Below are 23,126 nucleotides of genomic sequence, written 5' to 3' on the forward strand. Positions count from 1 at the left end.
CTTAACAGGGCGACCGAGTTTGATGCATTAGACCCGAACCCCGGCGATCTAGGCATGGCCAGGATGAAGGTGAGGTAACACTCACTGGAGGTCCGAACTATTCAATGTTGAAAAATTGTTAGATGAGCTGTGCCTAGGGGTGAAAGGCCAATCAAGCCGGGAAATAGCTGGTTCTCCGCGAAAACTATTTAGGTAGTGCCTCTGGTATTGCCTTCGGGGGTAGAGCACTGGATGGGCTAGGGGGCCGCGAGGCTTACCAAACCTAACCAAACTCCGAATACCGAAGAGTATAGCCAGGGAGACAGACTGCGGGTGCTAAGGTCCGTAGTCGAAAGGGAAACAGCCCTGACCAACAGCTAAGGTCCCCAAATCATATCTAAGTGCGAAAGCATGTGGGATTTCCAAAACAACCAGGAGGTTGGCTTAGAAGCAGCCATCCTTTAAAGAAAGCGTAACAGCTCACTGGTCTAAATAAGAGATCCTGCGGCGAAGATGTAACGGGACTCAAGATATGTACCGAAGCTTTGGATGTGCACGTAAGTGTACGTGGTAGCGGAGCGTTCCGTAAGCGGATGAAGCGACCTGGTAATGGGTCGTGGACGTATCGGAAGCGAGAATGCTGACATGAGTAGCGATAAAGAGGGTGAGATGCCCTCTCGCCGAAAGCCTAAGGGTTCCTGCGCAAGGCTAATCCGCGCAGGGTGAGTCGGAGCCTAAGACGAGGCCGAAGGGCGTAGTCGATGGTAACACGGTTAATATTCCGTGACTCGGGAGTGTGTGACGGATGGCGTAAATGGTTCGACCTTATTGGATTGGTCGGGCTGTGAAGCTGTCCCAGGAAATAGCCCTCCCACTATGATCCGTACCCGAAACCGACACAGGTAGGCTGGTAGAGTATACCAAGGCGCTTGAGAGAAGTATTCTGAAGGAACTCGGCAAATTACCTCCGTAACTTCGGGAGAAGGAGGCCCCATCAGAAGGCAACTTTTGGTGGGGGGCACAAGCCAGGGGGTAGCGACTGTTTAGCAAAAACACAGGGCTCTGCTAAGTCGGCTTCAAGACGACGTATAGGGTCTGACGCCTGCCCGGTGCCGGAAGGTTAAAAGGAGGAGTGCAAGCTCTGAATTGAAGCCCCGGTAAACGGCGGCCGTAACTATAACGGTCCTAAGGTAGCGAAATTCCTTGTCGGGTAAGTTCCGACCTGCACGAATGGCGTAACGACTTCCCCACTGTCTCCAGAATATGCTCAGCGAAATTGAATTCCCCGTGAAGATGCGGGGTACCCGCGGTTAGACGGAAAGACCCTGTGCACCTTTACTGCAGTTTCAGAGTGATATTAGGAACGCATTGTGTAGGATAGGTGGGAGACTTTGAAGCATTGGCGCCAGCTGGTGTGGAGTCGTTGGTGAAATACCACCCTATTCGTTTCTGATATCTAACCTGCGCCCGTTATCCGGGCGAGGGACCCTCTGTGACGGGTAGTTTGACTGGGGCGGTCGCCTCCTAAATCGTAACGGAGGCGCGCGATGGTTGGCTCAGGTCGGTTGGAAACCGACTGTTCAGAGTGCAATGGCATAAGCCAGCCTGACTGCGAGATCGACGGATCGAGCAGAGACGAAAGTCGGTCATAGTGATCCGGTGGTTCCATGTGGAAGGGCCATCGCTCAACGGATAAAAGGTACGCCAGGGATAACAGGCTGATGGTCCCCAAGAGCTCATATCGACGGGACCGTTTGGCACCTCGATGTCGGCTCATCACATCCTGGGGCTGGAGCAGGTCCCAAGGGTTTGGCTGTTCGCCAATTAAAGTGGTACGTGAGCTGGGTTCAGAACGTCGTGAGACAGTTTGGTCCCTATCTGCCGTGGGCGTCGATATTTGAGAGGAGTTGCCCCTAGTACGAGAGGACCGGGGTGAACATGCCTCTGGTGTACCAGTCATCGTGCCAACGGTGCAGCTGGGTAGCTATGCATGGACGGGATAACCGCTGAAAGCATCTAAGCGGGAAGCCTCCCTCAAGATAAGATATCATCGAGCCGTGGAAGACCACCACGTTGATAGGCCGGGTGTGGAAGCGCAGTAATGCGTGTAGCTAACCGGTCCTAATTGCTCTGTTCGCACTTGAATTCATGAGTTCACACCATCATCGACAGCACTGCAAAGTCAGCTGTTGATGACTGGAACAAGAATTTCAGCACAGCATCCGATTTTCAAACCCTTCTGAACACGCATAGTGGCCCCATAGGCTGGTGGTCATAGCGTCTGTGCCCCACCCGGTCCCATCTCGAACCCGGCCGTGAAACCAGACAGCGCCGATGGTACTTGTGCTTAAGCATTGGAAGAGTAGGTCGCTGCCAGCCTTTGTGGCCACTGTGCATTCAGAAGGAAACCCATTCACAACGCGCGACGGTTCTGGTCGTCGCCAAAGTCTTGGCGCGGGATGGAGCAGTCCGGTAGCTCGTCAGGCTCATAACCTGAAGGTCGTAGGTTCAAATCCTACTCCCGCAACCAAATACTAAAAAAGCCCCGCTGTCACCAGCGGGGCTTTTTTGTTTTATACGCCGACTTTGTTTTACAACTCGACCGCATGTTCGCGCCAGCGCCGCCAGCGCCGCCAGCGCCGCCAGCGCCGCCAGCGCATCCCACAATCATTTCGCTCTATTCGCTGTTGCCGTTCAGCGTCGGAAGGCGCGGTACATCCAAAGCCTCAGGCAAGCCTCGTCCATCGGTTGACACGCGTTGGAATTCAAAGCCTTCGAGTGGCGCGGCGAAAAGATAACCCTGGCCCACCGTACAGCCCAGATCACGCATGATGCTACGCTCTGCTTCCGTTTCGATTCCTTCGGCAACGATACGTATGTCGAGCGCAGCGCCGAGCTTGACAATGCTTTCTACGATCACGCGCTTGGCCGCACTTTGGGTCGCGTCGTGCACGAAGCTACGGTCAATCTTGATCTCGCTGAGAGGAAAGCTCTCGAGATAGCGAAGGTTGGAATAGCCAGTACCAAAATCGTCGATCGATATCCCGACCCCGAGCCGCCGCAGGCTGGCGAAAAGCAAACGCATAGCCTCCGGCTCGGGGACCATCAGATGCTCTGTCAGTTCGAGCGTCAGCCATTCGGGCCGGCAGCCCGTCTGTTGAAGAATTTGGGCGACGAAGGCGACCATATCGCGTCGCGTGAATTCGAGCGCGGACATGTTGACTGCGAAGCGGATCGGCCTGCGGCGCCCTCGATTGACCTTAGCCGCATAGGCAGCAAGCGTGCGCAGCCCCCAGGCGCCGATTTCCAGAATTGCGCCGGTTTCCTCGGCGAGGCCGATGAAGCGGCTGGGCATTTGCAGGCCAAACGCGCCGTGGTTCCATCGCAGCAATGCTTCCGCACCAACCAACTCCCCTGAACCGAGATCGACCTGCGGTTGATAATGAAGCAGCAGCTCTTGATTCGAGACAGCGCTTTGCAATTCGTTGGCCAGCCGACTGCGGTTGCACGCATCGCGCTCGTCCGCGGCCGCAAAGGGGTACGGAGTCTGCCCGGGCTTAGCCTTTGATTGCTGCAGGGCGGCGCCGGCTTGCCGAACGAGCTGGAGCGGGTCCGTAACGCATAGCCCGATCGCAAAACCAGCGGCGAACTGTATCGCGAGCGACGCGCCGGGAACCACGAATCGGGGCTTCAAGAGCTCCAGTACATCTTCGGCCGCTGCTGCAGCACGAGCAGGATCGTCAAGTTCGAGAGCGAGCATGAAACTATTGCTACTGACGCGGGATATCGCCAGCGCGGGCAGCGTCGTCAGCCGGGCCGCCACCGAACGAAGCAGCGCATCACCGACATCGTAACCGAACCCGTTATTCACGTCCCGAAACCGAAGGACATCTAGCTTCATCAGCATCAGGACCGTGCCTGCAGGGGGGTCTGCCACCGCTAGCCGGTCGAGTAGCCCATAGCGGTCGAGAAGGCCGGTCAGGCGATCGATCCCTGCTGCGTGTTTGACGTCCCGGATAAGGCCGACGACGTGCGTCACCTGCCCGCCATCGTCGCAGAACGGCACCAGTCGCAGCGCATTGCGGAACATCGTACCGTCCCGCCGATAATTGCGCAGCGTCACCGAACAGGCACGCCCCTCCGCCAGAGCCGTGCGAATTTCGGCGATTTCAGGCTGTAGCCGGTCAGAGCCCTGCAAATAGCGGCAATTTTTTCCGATCGCTTCGCCTGCAGTATAGCCGGTAATCGCCTCGAACGCCGGATTTACCTCGACGATTGGCTGCCCTCTCAGTCGCATATCCGCGATCAGGACACCGTCGCCGACATGGCACAGCGCCAGCAAAGACGCGGCAAGGGGGATCGCCGGTTCATGCGGTGTGCTCATCAGCCGGGTACACCGCATTGGTTTGAATGCCGAGCTATCCGATGCCGGAACAGTGGCCTCTGCCGCTTCCTCCCGCATCATATGGCCGCGCCCGGGTGGCCCCGTGAGGTCGACCCGAATTCTATAATGTTTGAGCCGTTACGCGTGACGAGATTAAATCGCATTGCAGGGCCTCCGGGCCCGACAATGCCGCCCGGGCTAGGTCTCTTCAACGCGCAACTGGCGGCAATTCAGGACAAATCGACGGCACCTTCGCTTTCGCGCACGTCTGCTGTTCGCGTGGTTTGAAACTGGCTGCGATATTGGAGCGGAGTGACACCGATGCTGCGCAGAAATGCCCGCCTTAGGGTCGTGGTCGATCCGAAACCGGCGGCATAAGCGATCGCCTTGATCGGAGACGAGCTCTCCTCCAACAGGCGGCGGGCGATGTCGATCCGGGTTAATTCGACATAGGCGGCCGGCGCCATGCCGAACTCTGTGTGGAACAGCCGCGACAGGTGGCGCGGACTGACGCCCGCCACGTCGGACAGCGCCGCAAGACCCAACTCAGAGCGCGGATTTGCGAGTATGTGCAGCCTCAATTTCTCAATTGGGCTGGTGGTAGAAGTTTGGGCGGTCAGGGCATCGCTAAATTGTGACTGGCCGCCAGGACGCTTTAAGAAAACGACCAGTCTGCGGGCGACCCAGAGGGCCAGGGCGCGCCCATGGCCTTCCTCGATCAACGAAAAAGCGAGGTCAATTGCCGCAGTGACCCCGGCGGAACTGAAGACCGGCCCATCGCGGACGAAAATGCGGTCGGGCTCGACGTGGATGTCGGGATAGACGGTGGCGAGGCGGTCGGCATACTGCCAATGGGTCGTGGCGCGGCGACCCGTCAGCAGCCCGGCATGAGCAAGAAGGAACGCGCCCGTGCAGGTCGAGCCGTAGCGACGCGAACCGAAGGCCTGCTCTCGCAGCCACTGCGTAGTCTCTTTGCTCGGGTTTTTTGGGAGACCATAGGGTCCGGTGACGATGAATGTGTCGCTAGGGCAGATTGCATCTTCGATACCTGCATCGGGGACATGTTTCACGCCCGAGGCGCTCTCCTCCGTTATGCCGAATTCTGTCACCAGTTGGACGCGGTAGGGCTGGCCCGTGACGATCTTGCAATTCGCCTCGAAAAGCGCGTCCCGCAGGCCTGCAATCTCAAGCAGATGAACTTTCGCGGGGGCGAATATCGTGATGAGCATGGCCGGCCCTCCGCTTCGGGTGCAAGGTCCTCGGGCGACCTTAGGATACGCCAGTTTGCGAACGGCATCTAGCTATTTGCAAAAAGTGGCAGCCCCTTGCCAATTGAAGCTCCGCGAAAATTACGCAAGCCCGGACCCTTAACGCGCCCGTCGCAGGATGACATAAACTGCCCCATTGCCGCCGTGCCGGGGGTGGGCCGGGCGGGTGGCGGCGATGTAGGGGCGGAGTTGCGGGGTTTCCAGCCATATGGGCAGGCTTTTGGCGATGATGCCGCGTGGCGCTTCGTCCGGGCCGCGCGGTTTGCCGGTGATGACGAGAAGGGTGCGGACGCCGTCCAGCGCCGCGTCCTCGACGGAGCGCGTCAGGAGGACGTAGGCGCCGTCGCTGCTGTGGCCGTGAAGGTCGACGGTGCGCTCGGGCGACAGGCGGCCCTTGCGGACGCGCTTGTCCCAACTGCCATCAAGGGAGGCACGCTCCGGTGCGGCGAGCGCTGCGGACGGGCGCATGGCGGGCGGGGGCGTAGCCTGTCGGCGCACGTCGACACGGGGGAAGCGGCGCTCCTCCCGCGTTAGGTCGTTTTGCAGTGGGCGCACGTTTTCGGTGATGCGCTCCCACATGTCGCGGTCGGCAGCGGGCAGGCCGTCGGGCGCGGATCCGGGGCGGCGCCTCGCCACGGCCTAGTCGAGGTTTAACTGCGTCAGGTTCATCCGCTGCATCAGCCGACGTGCCGCTGCATTGGGGACGAGGATCGCTGCCGTTCCCTTGGATGAAAGGCCGCCCGCAATCGTGCGCGCGCGCTCGCCCGCCCCCCAGAACAGGTCGAACCGGTTTGCGCCCTTGATCGCGCCGCCTGTATCCTGCGCCACCATCAGCCGGGAAAACGGTGTCATGCGTCGATTTTCGTCGAGATATTCCGTCGTCAGGAAAACCGGCGCACCGAGCGGCACATAGCGCGGGTCGGTCGCCAGGCTGATTTCCGGCGTCACCGGCGCACCCATGGCGCCGATGGGGCCTTCGCCGGTCAACTCCTTGAAGAAAATATAGGATTTATTCTCGTGCATCAGCGCGCGACCGCGATCGGGATTGGCGCGCAGCCAGCGCATGATGCCCTGCATGGACGCTTCGCCGGGGGCGAGCGCATCCATCTCCCGCAAGCGGCGACCGATGCCGACATATTCCCGGCCGTTCTGATCGGCATAGCCGATACGCATAATGCCGCCGTCCGGCAGCCGCAGCCGCCCAGATCCCTGAATTTGCAGGAAGAAGAGCTCGACCTCGTCCTTGGCATAGGCAATTTCTAGGCCCCGCTTTGCCAGTGCGCCGCCGTCGATAGCGGCGCGGTCCCAATAAAGCGAATAGGTGCCGTTCGCGTCGACCATGCCCTTGGCCAGCCTGGTCTTGCCGGGATTTTCAGGGTCGGGACGTTCGACGCGGACCAGATCCTCCGGCGGGCTATAGATCGGCACGTTGCAATCTGGCGTTGGCTGGCGGCAGCCGGCGATTTCCGGTTCATAATAGCCGGTGACGAAGGCGTCGCCGCCGGCGACGATGACGGGTGTGAAGCTGGCCTCGAAGAATGACCGTGCATTGACGGCGCTCTCCGCCGCCTCGCACGGGGCAACCCAGTCGTCGGAAATGGCGAGGCGGCTGGGATCGCTGCGCCGGGTGACGCCGCGACAGCTTTTGCGGAACGCCGCAAGGGCAGGGGCGGGGTCCGTGGCGTGCCAGTCCGGAATGTCAGCGAAACTGCCGAGGCGATATCCGGCCGAAAGCGCGTTCTCGTCTGGCGCGGTCGCTATTTCCGGTGGCGTGGGCGACGCGGGCGCCTGCGGGGGCGGCGCCTGTGCGACGGGCGGCGGCAGGGGCCGTTGGGCACAAGCGGCGATCGAAAGGGCCAAGGCAATTGAAACGAGGGGTTTGGTAAGGCGCATGGAAAACAAGGCGGTGAACTCCGATCTGGAGCTCCTCTAGCGGCAATGATCAGCCCCGCGAAGGTGGGAATCAGTCGGACGGGGCCTGAAAGCTGTGCATGGAATCGCTGTCTGCCGCCTCCGTCGGCCGCGGCGCCTGTGAAACGATGGCGGGCGGCGCATCCTGCGGTCGCTCCGCCAATTGAGTCCGCACAATCTCTCGCGCTGTTGCGAGGTCGACGCGCAGCACATCGCAGCCGCCGGGAAATACCTGTGTAAGGCGCGTGGGGACTGCCGCCCCCAGAAGGACGAAGACGCCCCGGTCGCTGGCGCGCCGGATCAGACGTCCGAAAGCCTGCGCCAGCTTTCCGCCCGTGATCAGGTCGTCATAGGCCTTGCCGCCAAAGGCCGCGCGGCGGGCCGCGTGCAGCACCGTTGGCCGCGCCCAGGGGACACCCTCCATGACGACCAGCCGCAGGCTTTCCCCTGGAACGTCGACGCCGTCCCTGAGCGCGTCCGTGCCCAGCAGGCTGGCGCGCGGATCGGCACGGAACATGTCCACCAGCGTGCCGGCGTCGATCGGATCGATATGCTGTGCGTAGAGCGGCAATTTGGCGGCGGCGAGTGGGCCGGAGATGCGGGCATGCACGGCCTTCAGCCGGCGGATGGCGGTGAACAGGCCAAGCGTGCCGCCGCCCGCCGCCTCGATCAGCGAGCGATAGGCGCCTGCCAGCGACGCGATATTGCCACGCTGAATGTCGGTGACGATCAGGACCTTTGCGTTCGTCGCATAGTCGAACGGGCTGTCCGCCTGAAACCTGCGCGCGGGCAGCGCCAGATGATTTGCGCCCGTCCGCATTTCCGATGTGCGCCAGTCGGCATCCTCGGGCGCGTCATCATCCAGAACCTTGCCGCGCAGGGTCGCAGAGGTGACGACGACACCGTGCGCGCGTTCCAGAACCGCGCCCGCCAGTGGCTTCGTCGGGTCCAGCCAGTGACGGCGCAGGCCCATGTCATATTCACGCCCCTCGTGCCGGTCGAGCGCCAGCCAATCCACGAAATTCGGATCGGGCGGACCGCCCAGCCGCGCCAGCAGCGCGATCCAGCCGTTCAGGGTTTGCATGCGCCATTCCATGCCGCCCAGCGCGCCCTCGACGCGTGCGCGGCCGGATCCGTCAAGCCAGTCGGGCGCCTCCTCCAGCAGGGAAATTAGCCGTGCCGACAGCGCCCGCAGGGGGACGGCAAGCTGTTCCAGCGCCTGTTGTGCAACCCCGGCGGCCTCCACCAGCCGGGGCGGCAGATCGGCGACCTCGCATTCCAGACCATATCCGGCCTCATTGGGTTTTGCCCGCGCGAGGACGGCCCCCCGAACCTCTGCCAGCAGGGTCTCTATCGGCCCGTATGGGTCGCCCTCCCCAATGCGCTTCAGCCAATTGTCGGCGGGCAGACAGCGGGCGCGTTCCAGCGCGTCTTCCAGCAGGTTCGCACCTTCCTCCTCAAAGGCGACGAGATCGCCCAGACGCGCCGTCAATCCGCGGCGGCGGCCCTTCGTTTTCTTTTCCGGTCCGACGATCCAGCGGCGCATCTCTATGGCTTCGGAGCCGGTCAGGTGCAGGGCAAAGGTCGAATCCGCTGCGTCGAACAGATGATGCCCCTCGTCAAAGACGATGCGGGTGAGGCCCTGCCCCTCCGACTTGCCGCGCGCGGCGTTCACCATGACAAGGGCGTGATTGGCGATGACCAGATCGGCATCCGCGCTGGCCCGGGCGGCGCGCTCGATGAAGCAGCGGCGGTAATGCGGACAGGCGGCATAGACGCACTCGCCGCGCCGGTCGGTCAGCGCCATCTGGGCGGTGCGCCCGAACAATCCGGCCAGCCAGCCGGGCAGGTCGCCGCCGACCATGTCGCCGCCAGCCGTGAACCGCGCCCAGCGTTCGACCAGGCGGGCATAGATCGCCGCGCGGCCAGCAAAGCTGCCCTGCACCGCGTCTTCCAGATTGAGGAGGCAGAGATAGTTCTCGCGCCCCTTGCGAACGACGGCCTTTACCTTGCGGACGGCAGGGTCGGGATAAAGCTTTACCGTTTCGGCATCCAATTGCCGCTGCAGCGCCTTCGTATAGGTGGACAGCCAGACGGTGCCGTTCGATCGTTCCGCCCATTCCGATGCCGGCGCAAGATAGCCGAGCGTCTTGCCGATGCCGGTGCCCGCCTCCGCCAGTACCATATTGGGGGCGCCGTCCACCTCCCTGGGGTCGAAGGCGCGGCTGACGGCGGCGGCATAGTCGCGCTGGCCGGTGCGTACCTCTGCGCCGGGGCCGGTCAGATGCGACAGCCGCGCGGCGACCGCCGCCCGATCCAGAGTGACCGTCCTGGGCCGGTCGGGGGGTGGCGCTTCCTCCCATTTCGGCAGGCTTGTGAAGATGGAGCGTTCCGGTCGGGGCGGCTCGCCAAGTGCCTGCAGGATTGCCGGCGCCCAGGGCCAGCGCATGCGGGACAGCGCCTGTGCGGCGCCCCATGCCCCCTCTCGCGCGTACCAGTCGGGCGCCTCTATCTGGGCAAGCAGCCGCGTCGCCATGTCACGCAGGGCCGAAGCCTCCGTCGCGCCGCCATCCTGTTCCGGCATGTCCAGGAAATGCGCCAGGCCGCCAATGGTGGGAACGGCGAAGCGTGCCGGGTTCACGAAGGCGAACAGTTCCAAAAGGTCGAGGCCGGAAACCTCGGCATAGCCGAGCTTTGCCGATAATACCGGCGCATTGAGGATGATGACGGGCGTGTCGGTCAGCATTCGCACGGCATCCGCGCGATCCAGCCTGTGTGACCCGCCTGAATCCGCAACCCACAGGCCGTCGAGAGACGCCACGAGCGCCGGGTGCGGCAAAGACGTCATCGTGCCAGGATCATAAGGGGAACGGGCATAAGGACGACTTGGCGATGGGGGGCGCCAAAGGCAAGCGCTCAGCGGTCAGAGAGAGACCGGAACAGCTCTGCCTGGAAAACGCTGTAATAGATTGCCAGTACCGCGGCCACGCCGCTGGTCAGGAGGCCGGTCAGCAGGCCCGGCTCCTCCCCATCCACGAGACTACCGACCATTACGCCGACGGCGGAACCGATCAGCAGGAACAGCGCCAGGATGGCAAGCGCGGCCATGGTGGGCAGCCAGACCTGTGGCCCGCGTGTGAGATCCCAGCTGCGCCCGATATTCTCGACCACTCCCCCACCCGCACCGACAAAGGCGGGCAGCGCGATGGCGAATCGTGCGGCAAGAAAAAGACCGGGAATGACGAGCGCCAGCATGCCGGCGAACGTCGCCGCACCGGTCAGAACCATGATGCCCAGGGCGGGCAGATAAAGTGCCGGGGTGCTGCGCAGGGCGTTTCCATCGCTGCGTTCCGGGTTAAGCGCCAGCAACAGGATGGCGATCTGGCCATAGAGGCCGATGGCGCTGACGATGAATAGCGGCAAAGCGATGTCGTAGCGGCTGAAATCCTGCACGGTTTCCGGCGCGGGTGCCAGAAATGCGGCTGCAAGCTGAGGCAGGAAGGTGAAGGCGGCGGCAGGAAGGGCATAGCGGGACAGATTCCGCGCGACGTTTGCGGTGGTCGCCTGCCAGACCTTGCTGATGGAAAAGGACATAACGCGCTGCCTAGCGGTGCGGCGAAAAGAAACAAGTTCGCCGCGGCGACTCGGTCGTTGACTCGCGCCGCCCACTCGCGCAAATCCGAACATGCCGTCGGACCCCGGTCCGGCATCCCGCGCGGGAGAGGCGTTGGCCCGGTTTCGGGTACTTCGCCGCCGAAGGAGCAAGCCTTCCCCCGGAATCTCTCAGGCGCACAGGACCGTGCGTGGATGCAAGCAAACGGCACTCTGGAAAAGCCCCACGCGATGTGAGGCTACCGACGGCGTAAGCGTCCCCGTTCTTTGGGACGCGAAACTCTCAGGTTCCGCGACAGAGGGGGAAGACTGGTGTGCCGCTGCCTTCTATGGCGGCATGACGAGTCGAAACTGTTGCAAGTGGAACCCGATGACCGAAGCCGATCACTCCGAATTGAAGATGCTGCCCCTGGATGCCCTGCACCGGGAGGTTGGCGCAAAAATGGTGCCCTTTGCCGGGTTCGAAATGCCGATCCAATATGAGGACGGCATCATTGCCGAGCATCTTTGGACCCGGTCCCGTGCCGGGCTGTTCGACGTCAGCCACATGGGACAGCTGGAAGTACGCGGAAAGGACGCGGCAAAGGCGCTGGAAACGCATATGCCCGGGGACTTCATCGGCCTGAAAGAGGGCCGGCTGCGCTATTCCATGCTGCTGGACGACAATGGCGGCATATTGGACGATCTGATGGTCACGCGGCGCGCGGATCATTTCTACATCGTCGTGAATGGCGCCATGAAGAAGGCGGACATTGCCCACCTGACGCGGCATCTGCCCGCCAGTATCGAGGTGAAGGAACGTGCCGACCTGGCGCTGCTCGCCCTGCAAGGCCCCAAGGCCGCGGCCGTGCTGGAGCGGCTGGGCGCGGAGGTCGGCCTGATCACCTTCATGCGCGGGTCGGAGGTGCGCGTGCGCGGTGTGGAAATGTGGATATCCCGATCCGGCTATACCGGCGAGGATGGCTTTGAAATTTCACTGCCTGTGAAGAATGCCGCTGGCCTGGCGCGCCTGCTGCTGAAGGACAAGGACGTGAAGCCGGTCGGGCTGGGCGCACGCGATTCCCTGAGGATGGAAGCGGGCCTGCCACTATATGGGCATGACCTGAGCCGGATGTCGACGCCCATTGAGGCGGGCCTGACCTTCGCCGTTTCGAAGCGGCGCAAGATGGAAGGCGGCTTTGCCGGTTTTGCCCGCATCGACCGCCAGATCAAGGAGGGGACGAAGGTGCGCCGCGTCGGCCTGAAGATCGACGGTCGCTTGCCCGCACGGGAAGGCGCCGGGGTGTTTGCAGGCGAGCGCAAGACAGGGGTACTGACATCGGGCGGCCACGCCCCCTCCGTCGGCGGCCCCATCGCCATGGCCTTTGTCGCGTCGGAAGATGCCGGCGACGGTACCAAATTGCAGGTCGAGGTCCGTGGCAAGCTGCTCGACGCCACCGTCGTGCCCATGCCCTTCGTCCCGCACAATTACGTCCGCTGAAGGGAGAGATGATGAGCGTTTATTATACCGAGGACCATGAGTGGGTCAGTGTCGAGGGCGATACCGGCATTGTCGGCATTACTGATTATGCACAAAAGCAGCTCGGCGATGTCGTGTTCGTGGAACTGCCCGATGTCGGCAAGATGCTGGACCAGGGGGCCGAGGCCGCCGTCGTTGAATCCGTAAAGGCAGCGTCCGAAGTCTATGCGCCCGTATCGGGCGAGGTGATGGAGGCCAATGAGGCCCTGCAGGACGATCCCGCCATCGTGAATGCCTCGCCGGAAGAAGATGGCTGGTTCGTTAAGCTGTCCCTGTCCGACAAGAGCCAGCTCGACGAACTGATGGATCAGGCTGCCTATAAAGCGTTCGTAAAGACGCTTTGAGCCATCCGATGGATGCCCTTGTCCGCCTGTATCTGCCTGCTCCGGTGCGCTGCGCGCGATGACCGCCGCCGCTCAGACCTGGGATGCGAATGCCTATGCCCGCGACGCCGCCTTCGTGCCGGCGCTGGGGAAGGCCGTGCTCGAACTGCTCGACGCGGCACCGGGTGAGCGAATCCTGGATCTGGGCTGTGGTGACGGTGTGCTGACCCAGCGGCTGGCGGCGGCGGGCGCCGATGTTTTCGGCGTCGATGCCGATGCGGGCATGGTCAGCGCCGCGACCGCAAAGGGTCTGAATGTCCAATTGGGCGATGGTCAGGCGCTGGATCATGATACGGAATTCGATGCGGTTTTCTCGAACGCTGCGCTGCACTGGATGCCCGACCATGCGGCGGTCTATCGCGGTGTGTTCCGTGCCCTGAAGCCCGGCGGCCGCTTTGTTGCGGAATGTGGCGGACATGGCAATATTGCCGCCATTCGCACCGCATTGAGAGCGGTGCTCGCCCAGCGCGGGCTGACATCGCCCGACGTGCAGACGTATCCTACCGCGCTATCCGCAGCGCGCCAGCTGGAGGCGGCGGGGTTCTCCGTCGAAAGCTGCGCGGCGATTCCGCGCCAGACGCCGCTTCCCACCGGCATGGCTGCTTGGCTGACCACATTTCGCCATGGCTTCCTCCCCGAAGCGGAACGCGATGAGGTGGTCGGCGAAGTGGTCGATCTGCTGCGGCCGTCACTGTGCGACGCCGATGGAAACTGGATGGCCGACTATGTCCGGCTGCGGTTTCGGGCGGTGAAGCATGGCTGAACCGCGCGGGCGACCGGCGCCTTTCTTTCACTACCGGCGGCGGATCATTGCCGCACGCCGCGCACTCCATGGATCAACATCTGCCCCGCCCATCGCGGCGTGGGAAAAGTAGAGGCCCGATGAGATACCTGCCCCTTACCCCAGACGACAGGCAGCAAATGCTGTCCGCCATTGGCGCCAAGGATATCGACGCGCTGTTCTGCGACGTGCCGGAAAGCGCGCGTCTGGACGGACCGATCGGCGATTTGCCGCTGCATGCGCCGGAAATGAGCGTCGAGCGCGATCTGGCGCGCATGGCGGCGCGCAATCTGACCGCGTCGGACACGCCGTTCTTTCTCGGCTGCGGTGCCTATAAGCATCATGTTCCCGCCAGCGTCGATCATCTGATCCAGCGCGGGGAGTTCCTGACCAGCTATACCCCCTATCAGCCGGAAATCGCACAGGGGACGCTGCAATATCTGTTCGAATTCCAGACACAGGTCGCCCGCCTGACCGGCATGGATGTGGCGAATGCGTCGATGTACGACGGGTCGACCGCCTGTGTCGAAGCGATCTTTATGGCGCGGCGCGTTACCCGGCGGAAAAAGGCGCTGATTTCCGGCGGCGTTCATCCGCACTATGTTCACGTCGCGCAGACGCTGACGCATTTCACGGACGATGAAGTGGAGGCGCGCCGCCCGGTGCTGACCGAGGGCGCGCCGGGCGACGATCTGGACGAACTGATCTCGGCGGTCGATGCGGATACGAGCTGCGTTGTCGTGCAGAATCCGAACCTGTTCGGCCATGTCGCCGACCTTTCCCCCCTTTCGGCGAAGTGCCGCGAACATGGCGCGCTGCTGGTGGTCGTGGTGACCGAGATGGTCTCGCTTGGGGCGATCCGTTCACCGGGAGAGATGGGCGCGGACATCGTCGTTGGCGAAGGGCAGTCGATCGGCGGCGGCCTGAATTTCGGCGGGCCCTATCTGGGCCTGTTTGCCTGTAACCAGAAACATGTCCGTCAGATGCCGGGGCGCCTGTGCGGCGAAACCGTCGATGCAGAGGGCAAGCGCGGCTTCGTGCTGACCCTGTCGACGCGGGAGCAGCATATTCGCCGCGAAAAGGCGACGTCGAACATCTGTACGAATAGCGGCCTGATGGCGCTGGCCTTTACGATCCACATGAGCTTGCTGGGGGAGGCGGGGCTGCGCAAGCTTGCCGCGCTGAACCATGCCCGCGCCTGTCAGGTGGCGGACCGCCTGGCGAAGGTGGAGGGCGTGACGTTGCTGAACGACGCGTTTTTCAATGAATTCACGATCAGGCTGACGCGTGAGGCGCGGCCGCTGATCCGCCGAATGGCGGATGACGGCATTCTGGGCGGCGTGGCGCTGGGCCGCCTTTATGAAGATGATGGCAGCATCGAGAATTGCGTGACGCTGGCCGTGACAGAAACGGCCACCGACGAGGATGTGAACGCCCTTGTCGCCGCCTATGAGGGCGCGGCGTCGTGAGCGTGCGGACAGACAAGATGATGATTTCGATCGAGGATAAGGTAACATGCTGAAGAACGGACGCCAGACCAGCCCCGGCAGCGTGACCGAAAACGCGCCGCAGACATTTACCGGCAATCGCGCATTGATGCTGGACGAACCGCTGATCTTTGAGATTGCGGGGCCGAAGACGACCGGCGTCGACCTGATGGACGTGCCGCAGGTCGAAACGCGGCTGGGCGGGCTGGAGCGCAACCGCGAGATCGGACTGCCGGGCTTGGCAGAGCCGGAGGTGGTGCGCCATTATACCCGGCTCAGCCGCATGAATTATGCCATCGACATGGGCATTTTCCCGCTGGGGTCGTGCACCATGAAGCACAATCCCCGGCTGAACGAGAAGCTGGCGCGCCTGCCGGGGTTCGCGGACATCCATCCGCTGCAGCCGGCGCAGTCGGTGCAGGGCGCGCTGGAGCTGATCGACGAATTGGCGACATGGCTGAAGAAGCTGTGCGGCATGCCGGAAGTGTCCATGTCGCCAAAGGCGGGCGCGCATGGGGAACTGTGCGGGATGCTGGCGATCCGTGCGGCGCATGAGGCCCGCGGCGAGGCCCGCAAGGTGGTGCTGGTGCCCGAATCCGCGCATGGCACGAACCCGGCGACGGCAGCCTTTTGCGGCTATGAGGTCGACGCCATTCCGGCGACGCCCGAGGGTCGGGTGGACCTGGCCGCGCTAAAGGCGAAGCTGGGTCCGGATGTCGCGGGCGTGATGATCACGAACCCCAATACCTGCGGTCTTTTCGAGCCGGAACTGGCCGAGATTTCCGAGGCGGTCCACCAGGCGGGCGGCTATGTCTATTGCGACGGCGCCAATTTCAACGCCATCGTCGGCAAGGTGCGGCCGGGCGACCTGGGCATCGACGCGATGCATATCAATCTGCACAAGACCTTCTCCACGCCGCATGGCGGCGGCGGTCCGGGTTCCGGGCCGGTCGTTTTTTCCGAGGCCCTGGCCCCTTATGCGCCGCTGCCCTTCGTGCGGAAGGCTGGCGATATGCTGGAGCTGGTCGAGGAGGAGCAGGCGCGCACGGGCAGCCATTCCGACAGCTTTGGCCGCATGGTCGCGTTTCATGGGCAGATGGGCATGTTCGTCCGTGCGCTCAGCTATATGAAATCGCACGGCGCCGATGGCCTGAGGCAGGTGGCAGAAGATGCGGTGCTGAACGCCAATTACATCCTGCGCCGGCTGGAGGGCGAACTGACCGCGCCCTTCGCGGCGTCAGGCCCGTGCATGCACGAGGCGCTGTTCAGCGACGAATGGCTGGAGGGGACCGGGATCACCACGCTCGACCTTGCAAAGGCGATGATCGACGAGGGCTATCATCCGATGACCATGTATTTCCCGCTGGTCGTTCACGGCGCCATGCTGATCGAGCCGACTGAAACGGAATCGAAGGCAGGGCTGGACCGCTTTATCGAAACCATCCTGGCCCTTGCCGGTGCGGCAAAGGCGGGCGACGTGGAGCGTTTCAAGGAAGCGCCATTCTATGCGCCGCTGCGCCGCCTTGACGAAACCGCCGCCGCGCGGAAACCGATTCTGACCTGGACGGAGCCGGATCTGGCGGAGGCTGCCGAATAGGGGCAGTCTCCGCCGACCCTGTCACTCGTGCAAATCATATTCGCCGAGTTTCCGGTAGAGCGTCGAACGGCCAATGCCCAGACGGCGGGCGACCTCGCTCATCTTTCCGCGATAATGCCGCAACGCGATCTGGATGTGCGCGGATTCGAGTTCTGCCAGCGACACCACATGCCCGTCGCCGTCCACGGCCTTGTGCATGGCGCTGGACAGTATTGACGCAGCGCTGTCGGGCGGTGAGCCCAGCGGTGCATCGGGTGCCGAAGGCGATGGCGAAAGCGTATCGACGGGGTGCTTTGTCGCCGCCGCGACGGCGCGCGGGATGACGAAGGTTCCACTTTGCCGGGCAAGTTCGGGAAAGTCCCTGAGGCCCAGGCACCCCCCCTCGCAAAGAACGCCCGCGCGGAAGATCGCGTTTTGCAACTGGCGGACATTGCCCGGCCAGTCGTAGGACGACAGCAGCGCCATGGCGCTGGAATCGATTTCACTGCAGGAAATGTCGCCTTCATCGTGCAATTGCCGGGCGAAGTAGCGGGCCAGCGCGGGAATATCGTCCCGCCGTTCGCGTAGGGGCGGAATGGTGATCGGTACGACGCCCAGGCGGTAGTAGAGATCCTCCCGGAAACGACCGGCCGCCACCTCTTCGCGCAGATCTCGATTGGTCGCCGCGACGATACGCACGTCGACGGTTTGATGACCGCTTCCCCCCACAGGCTCGATCTGGCCGGTCTGAAGCGCCCGCAGCAGCTTTACCTGCGCGTCCAGCGGCAATTCGCCGATCTCGTCCAGGAACAGCGTGCCGCCATCCGCTTCGACAAACTTGCCGGCATGTTTTCCCGTGGCCCCGGTGAAGGCACCCTTTTCATGACCGAACAGCACGGATTCGACCAGATTGGCGGGAATGGCGCCGCAATTGACGATCACCAGCGGCTTTTTCGCGCGGGGCGAGGCGTCATGTATCGCGTTGGCGATGACTTCCTTGCCCGTACCGCTTTCGCCGCCAATCAAAACCGGGACGTTGCGCTCCGCTGCCTTTGCCGCGACCTTCAACACTGCGCGAAATGCCGGTGCATCGCCGACGATGTCGGGAAAATTGCTGGATATCGGAAGTTTTTCGGTGAGGGGGCGCAACTCTCCCCCATCGGCCCTGCCCGACATGGCACCGTCAAGCGCCGCGGCGATCTTGTCCGGGTCTGCCGGCTTCAGCAGGAAATCGGTCGCTCCGGCGCGCATCGCCTCTATGGCGACCTTTACCGTGGAATGCGCCGTCAGCATGATAACGGGCAGGTCCGGTCGATCAGGGCGCAGAGATTGCAGCATTTCAAGCCCGCTCATGTCCGGCATGGAATGATCGAGAATGACGGCGCCGATTTCGCCATTGGCCCGCGCGAGTGTCTTGAGGCCGGAAACGCCACATTCCGCCTCATATGTTTTATACCCCTCGCGCTCTGCGATCATGCGCAAAAGCATGCGCTGGGCAGGTTCGTCGTCGACAATAAGTACGTGTGAAGCTGTTTTAGACATACGATAGAGTGGCCCCTCTTGAAGGCTAGATGGCGCCCCTGAAGTTAAGATCATGCTAAAATGTCGCGGCTTTCACTTCACTTGAATGTCGAATTTGGTAAAGGGGCTGCGGACATTTGAAGGGACCCCAAGGATCATGAGCCCGCAGAAACCCTACACCGCGAAAGCGATGAAGGACCACGCCACCACCTATTTTGGCTTCAAGTCGTTGATGAAATGGTCAATCGGCGGCATCGTCATCGTACTTCTCGGCCTTGCGATCTTCGTCGCATAAATGCGGATTGCCGTCCTGAACGATGCGGGCGGGGGCGAGCCACGCGTGGCCGCAACGCCCGAGACCGTGAAAAAATTCACCGGTCTGGGCGCGACGGTGGCGGTGGAAACCGGCGCCGGAACCCAGGCTGGACTTTCCGATGCGGATTTCGAGGAGGCCGGTGCAGAGATCGCACCGACGCGCGCGGCGGCCGTCAGTGGCGCCGAGGCGATCCTTGCCGTGCGGGCGCCGGAGGCGGCTACGCTAGCCGGTGCCGCTAGGGGCGCCATCGTCTGCGGCATCCTGAACCCGATGCAGGCGCGCGACACGCTGGACGCCTATGCCAATGCCGGGCTGACCGCCATGGCGATGGAATTCATGCCGCGGATCACGCGCGCGCAATCGATGGACGTGCTGTCGTCTCAGTCCAATCTGGCCGGATATAAGTCGGTACTTGACGCCGCGGCGGAATATGGTCGCGCCTTTCCCATGATGATGACGGCGGCGGGCACGATTTCCGCGGCCAAGGTCTTTGTCATGGGTGTGGGCGTCGCCGGCCTGCAGGCCATTGCCACCGCACGCCGGCTGGGCGCGCAGGTCAGCGCGACCGACGTGCGCGCGGCGACACGGGAACAGATCGAATCCCTGGGTGCTAAGGCGATCTTCGTCGAGGATGTCGCAGGCATCGAGGGCGAGGGTACGGGCGGCTATGCCAGCGAAATGTCGGAGGAATACAAGGCGGCGCAGGCAAAGCTGGTTTCTGACCATATCGCCAAGCAGGATATCGTCATCACGACGGCTTTGATCCCCGGGCGACCCGCGCCGCGCCTGGTGTCGGACGCACAGCTGCAGAGCATGAAACCGGGATCCGTGCTGGTCGACCTGGCGGTCGAGCAGGGCGGCAATGTCGAGGGCGCACAGGCGGGCGAAATCGTCCGGGTGCACGGCGTCAGGATCATCGGTCATCGCAACGTCCCCGGCCGCCTGGCCGAGGTCGCCAGTCAGCTTTACGCACGCAATCTGTGGAATTTCCTGTCCGCCTTCTGGGACAAGGAAGCGAACACGCTGGTCTGGCCGGACGACGACGAAATCGTGCAGGGTGTACGCGTCACGCACGGCGGCACCGTCGGCAATGCACGGCTGGATGCCTGATGGGTCTGTTCAGTTCGCATGAGGTTAGCAATCAGGAAGTGGTCGAGAAATTCGGCCAGCACCTGTTGCAGGGCGAGGATGTTCTGGCCGCGTTCAAGACGGTGCGGGACATCGCGTTTCTAACGAACTTCCGATTTGTCCTGATCGACGTGCAGGGCCTGACCGGCAGCAAGGTCGAGGTGATGAGCATCCCCTATAAGTCGATCGTGCGGTTCAGCGTGGAGAGCGCCGGAACGCTCGACCTGGACACCGATCTGAAAATCTGGGTTTCCTCCTACGAGCATCCCTTCGAGCTGAAGATTTCCCGGAAAAGTGACCCGGCGGCGATACAGAGGCTGCTGGCAGAGCGCGTTCTCGGCGTGAAGTGAAAGGACGCACATGGACTTTATTTCAATCCTGTCGATCTTCGTGCTGGCCTGCTTTGTGGGCTATTACGTCGTCTGGTCGGTAACGCCGGCGCTTCACACGCCGCTGATGGCGGTCACCAATGCGATTTCGTCGGTCATCATCGTCGGCGCGCTGATTGCCAGCGCCGCAGCCGGTGTCGCATCCGCAAAATGGCTGGGGCTGATCGCGGTCGCGTTGGCCAGCGTCAACATTTTCGGTGGCTTTGCCGTCACGGCGCGCATGCTGGCCATGTATAAGAAGAAGCCGAAAAAGACGCCCGCCGCTGCGAAGGCGGAAGGATAAATCATGGAGCATGTCGTCACCACGCCCGCATGGGCGCTGATCGCCTATCTGATTTCGGGCGTCCTGTTCATTCTGGCGCTGCGCGGACTATCGTCGCCCGATACCAGCCGCGCGGGCAACCGCTATGGCATGGCCGGAATGCTGATCGCGGTCGTCACGACGCTGGTTTCGCATGAGCTGGCGGGCATTTTGGAAATTGCCATCGCGATTGCCATTGGCGGCGCGGCCGGCCTGATCATCGCGCGCAAGATCGCGATGACGGACATGCCGCAGTTGGTGGCGGCGTTCCACTCGCTCGTCGGTCTTGCTGCCGTACTGGTGGCGCTGGCCGCATGGTTGAACCCTGCGGCGTTCGGCATTGCCGATGCCGCCGGTCAGATCTTTGCGGTCAGCCGCGTTGAGCTGGCCTTGGGCGCAGCAATTGGTGCGATTACCTTTTCCGGGTCGGTCATCGCCTTTGCGAAGCTGAACGGAAATATGTCGGGCGCGCCGATCATCCTTCCCGTCCGCCATGTCATCAATTTCGGCACACTGGCCGCGATCCTGATACTGATCGCGCTATATGTGCTGTCGCCTGCCGGCGGTGCGGGAGAGGGCTGGATGATCCCGGTCATCGTCCTTCTCAGCTTCATCATCGGTTTCCTGCTGATCATTCCCATTGGCGGCGCCGACATGCCGGTCGTCGTATCCATGCTGAACAGCTATTCCGGCTGGGCGGCGGCGGCGATGGGGTTCACCCTGTCGAACAGCGCCATGATCATCACGGGCGCACTGGTAGGCTCCTCTGGCGCGATCCTCAGCTATATCATGTGCCGGGCGATGAACCGCAGTTTCATCAGCGTCATTGCAGGCGGGTTTGGGCAGGATGCGGCAGCCGCTGGCGGCGGTCCCGCCATTGACCGCCCCTACAAGACGGGCAGCGCCGACGACGCCGCGTTCCTCCTCAAGAATGCCGAGAAGGTCATCATCGTACCTGGCTATGGCATGGCCGTTGCACAGGCGCAGCATGTTCTGCGTGAAATGGGCGACATATTGGAAGAGCAGGGCGTCGACGTGCGCTATGCCATCCATCCGGTCGCGGGCCGGATGCCGGGGCACATGAACGTCCTGCTGGCAGAGGCGAACGTCGATTATGAAAAGGTGTTCGAGCTGGAGGACATCAACAGCGATTTCGGCCAGGCCGATGTCGCCTTCGTCATCGGTGCGAACGATGTCACCAATCCGGCGGCCAAGACCGACAAGACGTCCCCCATTTACGGCATGCCGATCCTGGACGTCGAAAAGGCGGCAACGACCCTGTTTATCAAGCGCTCCATGGGCGGCGCGGGCTATGCTGGCGTAGAAAACGAACTGTTTTTCCGCGACAATACCATGATGCTGCTGTCCGACGCGAAGAAGATGGTCGAGGAAATCGTCAAGAGTTTGTGAGTTTGTCGACGCTTGTCACGCGGACGGCACCAATTGCCCGCAACTGCGTTGTGGCCCTGCAAAGGAGACGATTCATGAAACGCACTTTTTCCCTGCTCGCCCTAAGTACAGGCCTGACCCTGGTGGCCGCCTGCGCCGACCCTATGGGTGATGGCATGCAGACTGGCGCCGCCGACGGCAGCGCAGCCATGGAGGATACATCCCCCGGAGAGGTCGGCTATGCGAACCTTACAACGGCTGAGGGAAGTGCGGTGGGACGCGCCGTGTTCACGGAGACGGATGCAGGCGTCGACGTGGATGCCCAATTGACGGGAATGGCGCCCGGCGTTCATGCCGTGCACGTCCATCAGACCGGAACCTGTACGCCCCCGGACTTCACCAGCGCCGGCGGCCATTGGAACCCGACCAATCAACCGCATCCGCAACATAAGGGCGATCTCGGCAATGTGACGGTCGATGCCAGCGGCAGTGCGCAGCTGACGGCGACGATTGACGATGTCAGCCTGAATGGTGGCACGGTGCCCATGCTCGACAGCGACGGCGCCGGCCTGATCGTGCACATGAATGCCGACGACATGGTCAGCCAGCCGGCTGGTGACGCAGGTGCGCGCATGGCGTGCAGCACCATCACAACGGGATAATCCGCGTGGCAAAGGCAGAACCCTTCAATATCGACAATCAGGCGTTCGAAGATATTGCGCGCCAGCTGAACCGCGACGGTGTCGATCCCAAATCTCCGGCAGCGGTTCGCGCCCGGCTGGAGGTTCTGGAAACGATCCTGGAAAAGGCGATACGCCTTCCCTTTCACCTGCCGGTGATCGGCAATCGTATCGGGCTGGATTCGATATTGGGGTTCGTGCCCGTGGTGGGCGACATTATCGGCGGCCTGCTGTCCAGCTACATGATCTGGGAAGCGCGCAATCTGGGCATGTCGAAATGGCAATTGGCGCGGATGGGCGGGAACACGGTGTTCGACACCGCCATAGGTTTCGTCCCGTTTATTGGCGACGCGGCCGACGTGCTGTTCCGTTCCAACACGAAAAATCTTCGTATCGTCAGGAAGCATCTGGATAAGCATCATCCGGAGACCGCCGTCATCGATGGTGATACTCTATGAGATTGTGAGGGGTGGAGTTGCAGGGACCGGTTGCCGCTGCCACA

19 protein-coding genes, 1 tRNA gene, 2 rRNA genes and 2 riboswitches (1 of these 24 running past the window's edge) are annotated in these 23,126 nt (G+C 62.5%); of the genes, 15 read left to right on the forward strand and 7 right to left on the reverse strand.

Annotation, left to right across the window (positions count from 1 at the left end):
* The 3 genes from ACSMXM_RS15380 to ACSMXM_RS15390 form a co-directional block, all read left to right on the forward strand.
* Positions 1-2,124: ribosomal RNA gene (locus tag ACSMXM_RS15380) — 23S ribosomal RNA — on the forward strand (it extends 669 nt beyond the left edge of the window).
* Positions 2,125-2,243: 119 nt separating this feature from the next.
* Positions 2,244-2,358: ribosomal RNA gene (gene rrf, locus ACSMXM_RS15385) — 5S ribosomal RNA — on the forward strand.
* Positions 2,359-2,432: 74 nt separating this feature from the next.
* Positions 2,433-2,509 (forward strand) — tRNA-Met (locus ACSMXM_RS15390).
* Between the two features lie 147 nt (positions 2,510-2,656).
* Here ACSMXM_RS15390 and ACSMXM_RS15395 read toward each other — a convergent pair.
* From ACSMXM_RS15395 to ACSMXM_RS15420, 6 genes are all read right to left on the reverse strand, one after another.
* Positions 2,657-4,444: a putative bifunctional diguanylate cyclase/phosphodiesterase gene (locus tag ACSMXM_RS15395; protein WP_460317304.1), complete on the reverse strand. Its 1,788-nt coding sequence runs from the start codon at positions 4,442-4,444 to the stop codon at positions 2,657-2,659.
* A gap of 149 nt (positions 4,445-4,593) precedes the next feature.
* The gene (locus tag ACSMXM_RS15400; RefSeq protein WP_460317305.1) at positions 4,594-5,592 is read right to left on the reverse strand and encodes a GlxA family transcriptional regulator; all 999 of its coding nucleotides are present in this window, start codon (positions 5,590-5,592) and stop codon (positions 4,594-4,596) included.
* Positions 5,593-5,730: 138 nt separating this feature from the next.
* Entirely contained in the window at positions 5,731-6,267 is a 537-nt protein-coding gene (locus tag ACSMXM_RS15405; RefSeq protein ID WP_460317306.1) for a Smr/MutS family protein, read from the reverse strand.
* Positions 6,268-6,270: 3 nt separating this feature from the next.
* The gene (gene mltA, locus ACSMXM_RS15410; RefSeq protein WP_460317623.1) at positions 6,271-7,524 is read right to left on the reverse strand and encodes a murein transglycosylase A; all 1,254 of its coding nucleotides are present in this window, start codon (positions 7,522-7,524) and stop codon (positions 6,271-6,273) included.
* A gap of 70 nt (positions 7,525-7,594) precedes the next feature.
* Positions 7,595-10,390 carry an ATP-dependent DNA helicase gene (locus ACSMXM_RS15415; protein WP_460317307.1) on the reverse strand — a complete coding sequence of 932 codons (2,796 nt, stop codon included), beginning with the start codon at positions 10,388-10,390 and terminating at the stop codon, positions 7,595-7,597.
* Positions 10,391-10,458: 68 nt separating this feature from the next.
* On the reverse strand, positions 10,459-11,136 hold the full coding sequence (locus ACSMXM_RS15420) for a hypothetical protein (RefSeq protein WP_460317308.1): 678 nt from the start codon (positions 11,134-11,136) through the stop codon (positions 10,459-10,461).
* A gap of 112 nt (positions 11,137-11,248) precedes the next feature.
* A riboswitch (glycine riboswitch) is annotated at positions 11,249-11,352 on the forward strand.
* A gap of 5 nt (positions 11,353-11,357) precedes the next feature.
* A riboswitch (glycine riboswitch) is annotated at positions 11,358-11,463 on the forward strand.
* Positions 11,464-11,524: 61 nt separating this feature from the next.
* Between ACSMXM_RS15420 and gcvT the strand changes: the two genes are divergently transcribed.
* From gcvT to gcvPB, 5 genes are all read left to right on the forward strand, one after another.
* A complete protein-coding gene (gcvT, locus tag ACSMXM_RS15425; protein WP_460317309.1) occupies positions 11,525-12,634 on the forward strand; it encodes a glycine cleavage system aminomethyltransferase GcvT in 1,110 nt (369 codons plus the stop codon).
* Between the two features lie 11 nt (positions 12,635-12,645).
* Complete coding sequence (gene gcvH, locus ACSMXM_RS15430; RefSeq protein WP_460317310.1) at positions 12,646-13,017, forward strand: glycine cleavage system protein GcvH; 372 nt, start codon at positions 12,646-12,648, stop codon at positions 13,015-13,017.
* Positions 13,018-13,075: 58 nt separating this feature from the next.
* Complete coding sequence (locus tag ACSMXM_RS15435; protein WP_460317311.1) at positions 13,076-13,819, forward strand: class I SAM-dependent methyltransferase; 744 nt, start codon at positions 13,076-13,078, stop codon at positions 13,817-13,819.
* Positions 13,820-13,938: 119 nt separating this feature from the next.
* Entirely contained in the window at positions 13,939-15,306 is a 1,368-nt protein-coding gene (gcvPA, locus tag ACSMXM_RS15440) for an aminomethyl-transferring glycine dehydrogenase subunit GcvPA (protein WP_460317312.1), read from the forward strand.
* 46 nt (positions 15,307-15,352) lie between these two features.
* The gene (gene gcvPB / locus ACSMXM_RS15445) at positions 15,353-16,921 is read left to right on the forward strand and encodes an aminomethyl-transferring glycine dehydrogenase subunit GcvPB (RefSeq protein WP_460317313.1); all 1,569 of its coding nucleotides are present in this window, start codon (positions 15,353-15,355) and stop codon (positions 16,919-16,921) included.
* Between the two features lie 21 nt (positions 16,922-16,942).
* Here the strand turns inward: gcvPB and ACSMXM_RS15450 are convergent, their stop codons facing one another.
* Positions 16,943-18,442, reverse strand: coding sequence for a sigma-54-dependent transcriptional regulator (locus ACSMXM_RS15450; protein ID WP_460317314.1), 1,500 nt, complete (start codon positions 18,440-18,442; stop codon positions 16,943-16,945).
* Between the two features lie 136 nt (positions 18,443-18,578).
* Between ACSMXM_RS15450 and ACSMXM_RS15455 the strand changes: the two genes are divergently transcribed.
* The 7 genes from ACSMXM_RS15455 to ACSMXM_RS15485 all read left to right on the forward strand — a co-directional run bounded on the left by ACSMXM_RS15455 (position 18,579) and on the right by ACSMXM_RS15485 (position 23,082).
* Positions 18,579-18,716 carry an aa3-type cytochrome c oxidase subunit IV gene (locus ACSMXM_RS15455; protein ID WP_460317316.1) on the forward strand — a complete coding sequence of 46 codons (138 nt, stop codon included), beginning with the start codon at positions 18,579-18,581 and terminating at the stop codon, positions 18,714-18,716.
* Positions 18,717-19,847 carry a Re/Si-specific NAD(P)(+) transhydrogenase subunit alpha gene (locus ACSMXM_RS15460; RefSeq protein ID WP_460317317.1) on the forward strand — a complete coding sequence of 377 codons (1,131 nt, stop codon included), beginning with the start codon at positions 18,717-18,719 and terminating at the stop codon, positions 19,845-19,847.
* Positions 19,847-20,215 carry a PH domain-containing protein gene (locus ACSMXM_RS15465; protein WP_460317318.1) on the forward strand — a complete coding sequence of 123 codons (369 nt, stop codon included), beginning with the start codon at positions 19,847-19,849 and terminating at the stop codon, positions 20,213-20,215. Before ACSMXM_RS15460 ends, ACSMXM_RS15465 begins: the two co-directional genes overlap by 1 nt.
* Before the next feature lie 10 nt (positions 20,216-20,225).
* Entirely contained in the window at positions 20,226-20,537 is a 312-nt protein-coding gene (locus ACSMXM_RS15470) for a proton-translocating transhydrogenase family protein (RefSeq protein WP_460317320.1), read from the forward strand.
* A gap of 3 nt (positions 20,538-20,540) precedes the next feature.
* Complete coding sequence (locus ACSMXM_RS15475; protein WP_460317321.1) at positions 20,541-21,965, forward strand: NAD(P)(+) transhydrogenase (Re/Si-specific) subunit beta; 1,425 nt, start codon at positions 20,541-20,543, stop codon at positions 21,963-21,965.
* 74 nt (positions 21,966-22,039) lie between these two features.
* Complete coding sequence (locus ACSMXM_RS15480; RefSeq protein ID WP_460317322.1) at positions 22,040-22,606, forward strand: superoxide dismutase family protein; 567 nt, start codon at positions 22,040-22,042, stop codon at positions 22,604-22,606.
* A 5-nt stretch (positions 22,607-22,611) separates the two neighbouring features.
* Positions 22,612-23,082, forward strand: a complete 471-nt coding sequence (locus ACSMXM_RS15485; RefSeq protein ID WP_460317323.1) for a DUF4112 domain-containing protein — start codon at positions 22,612-22,614, stop codon at positions 23,080-23,082.
* Positions 23,083-23,126: the final 44 nt, after the last annotated feature.

The organism is Pacificimonas sp. ICDLI1SI03 (assembly GCF_054740865.1).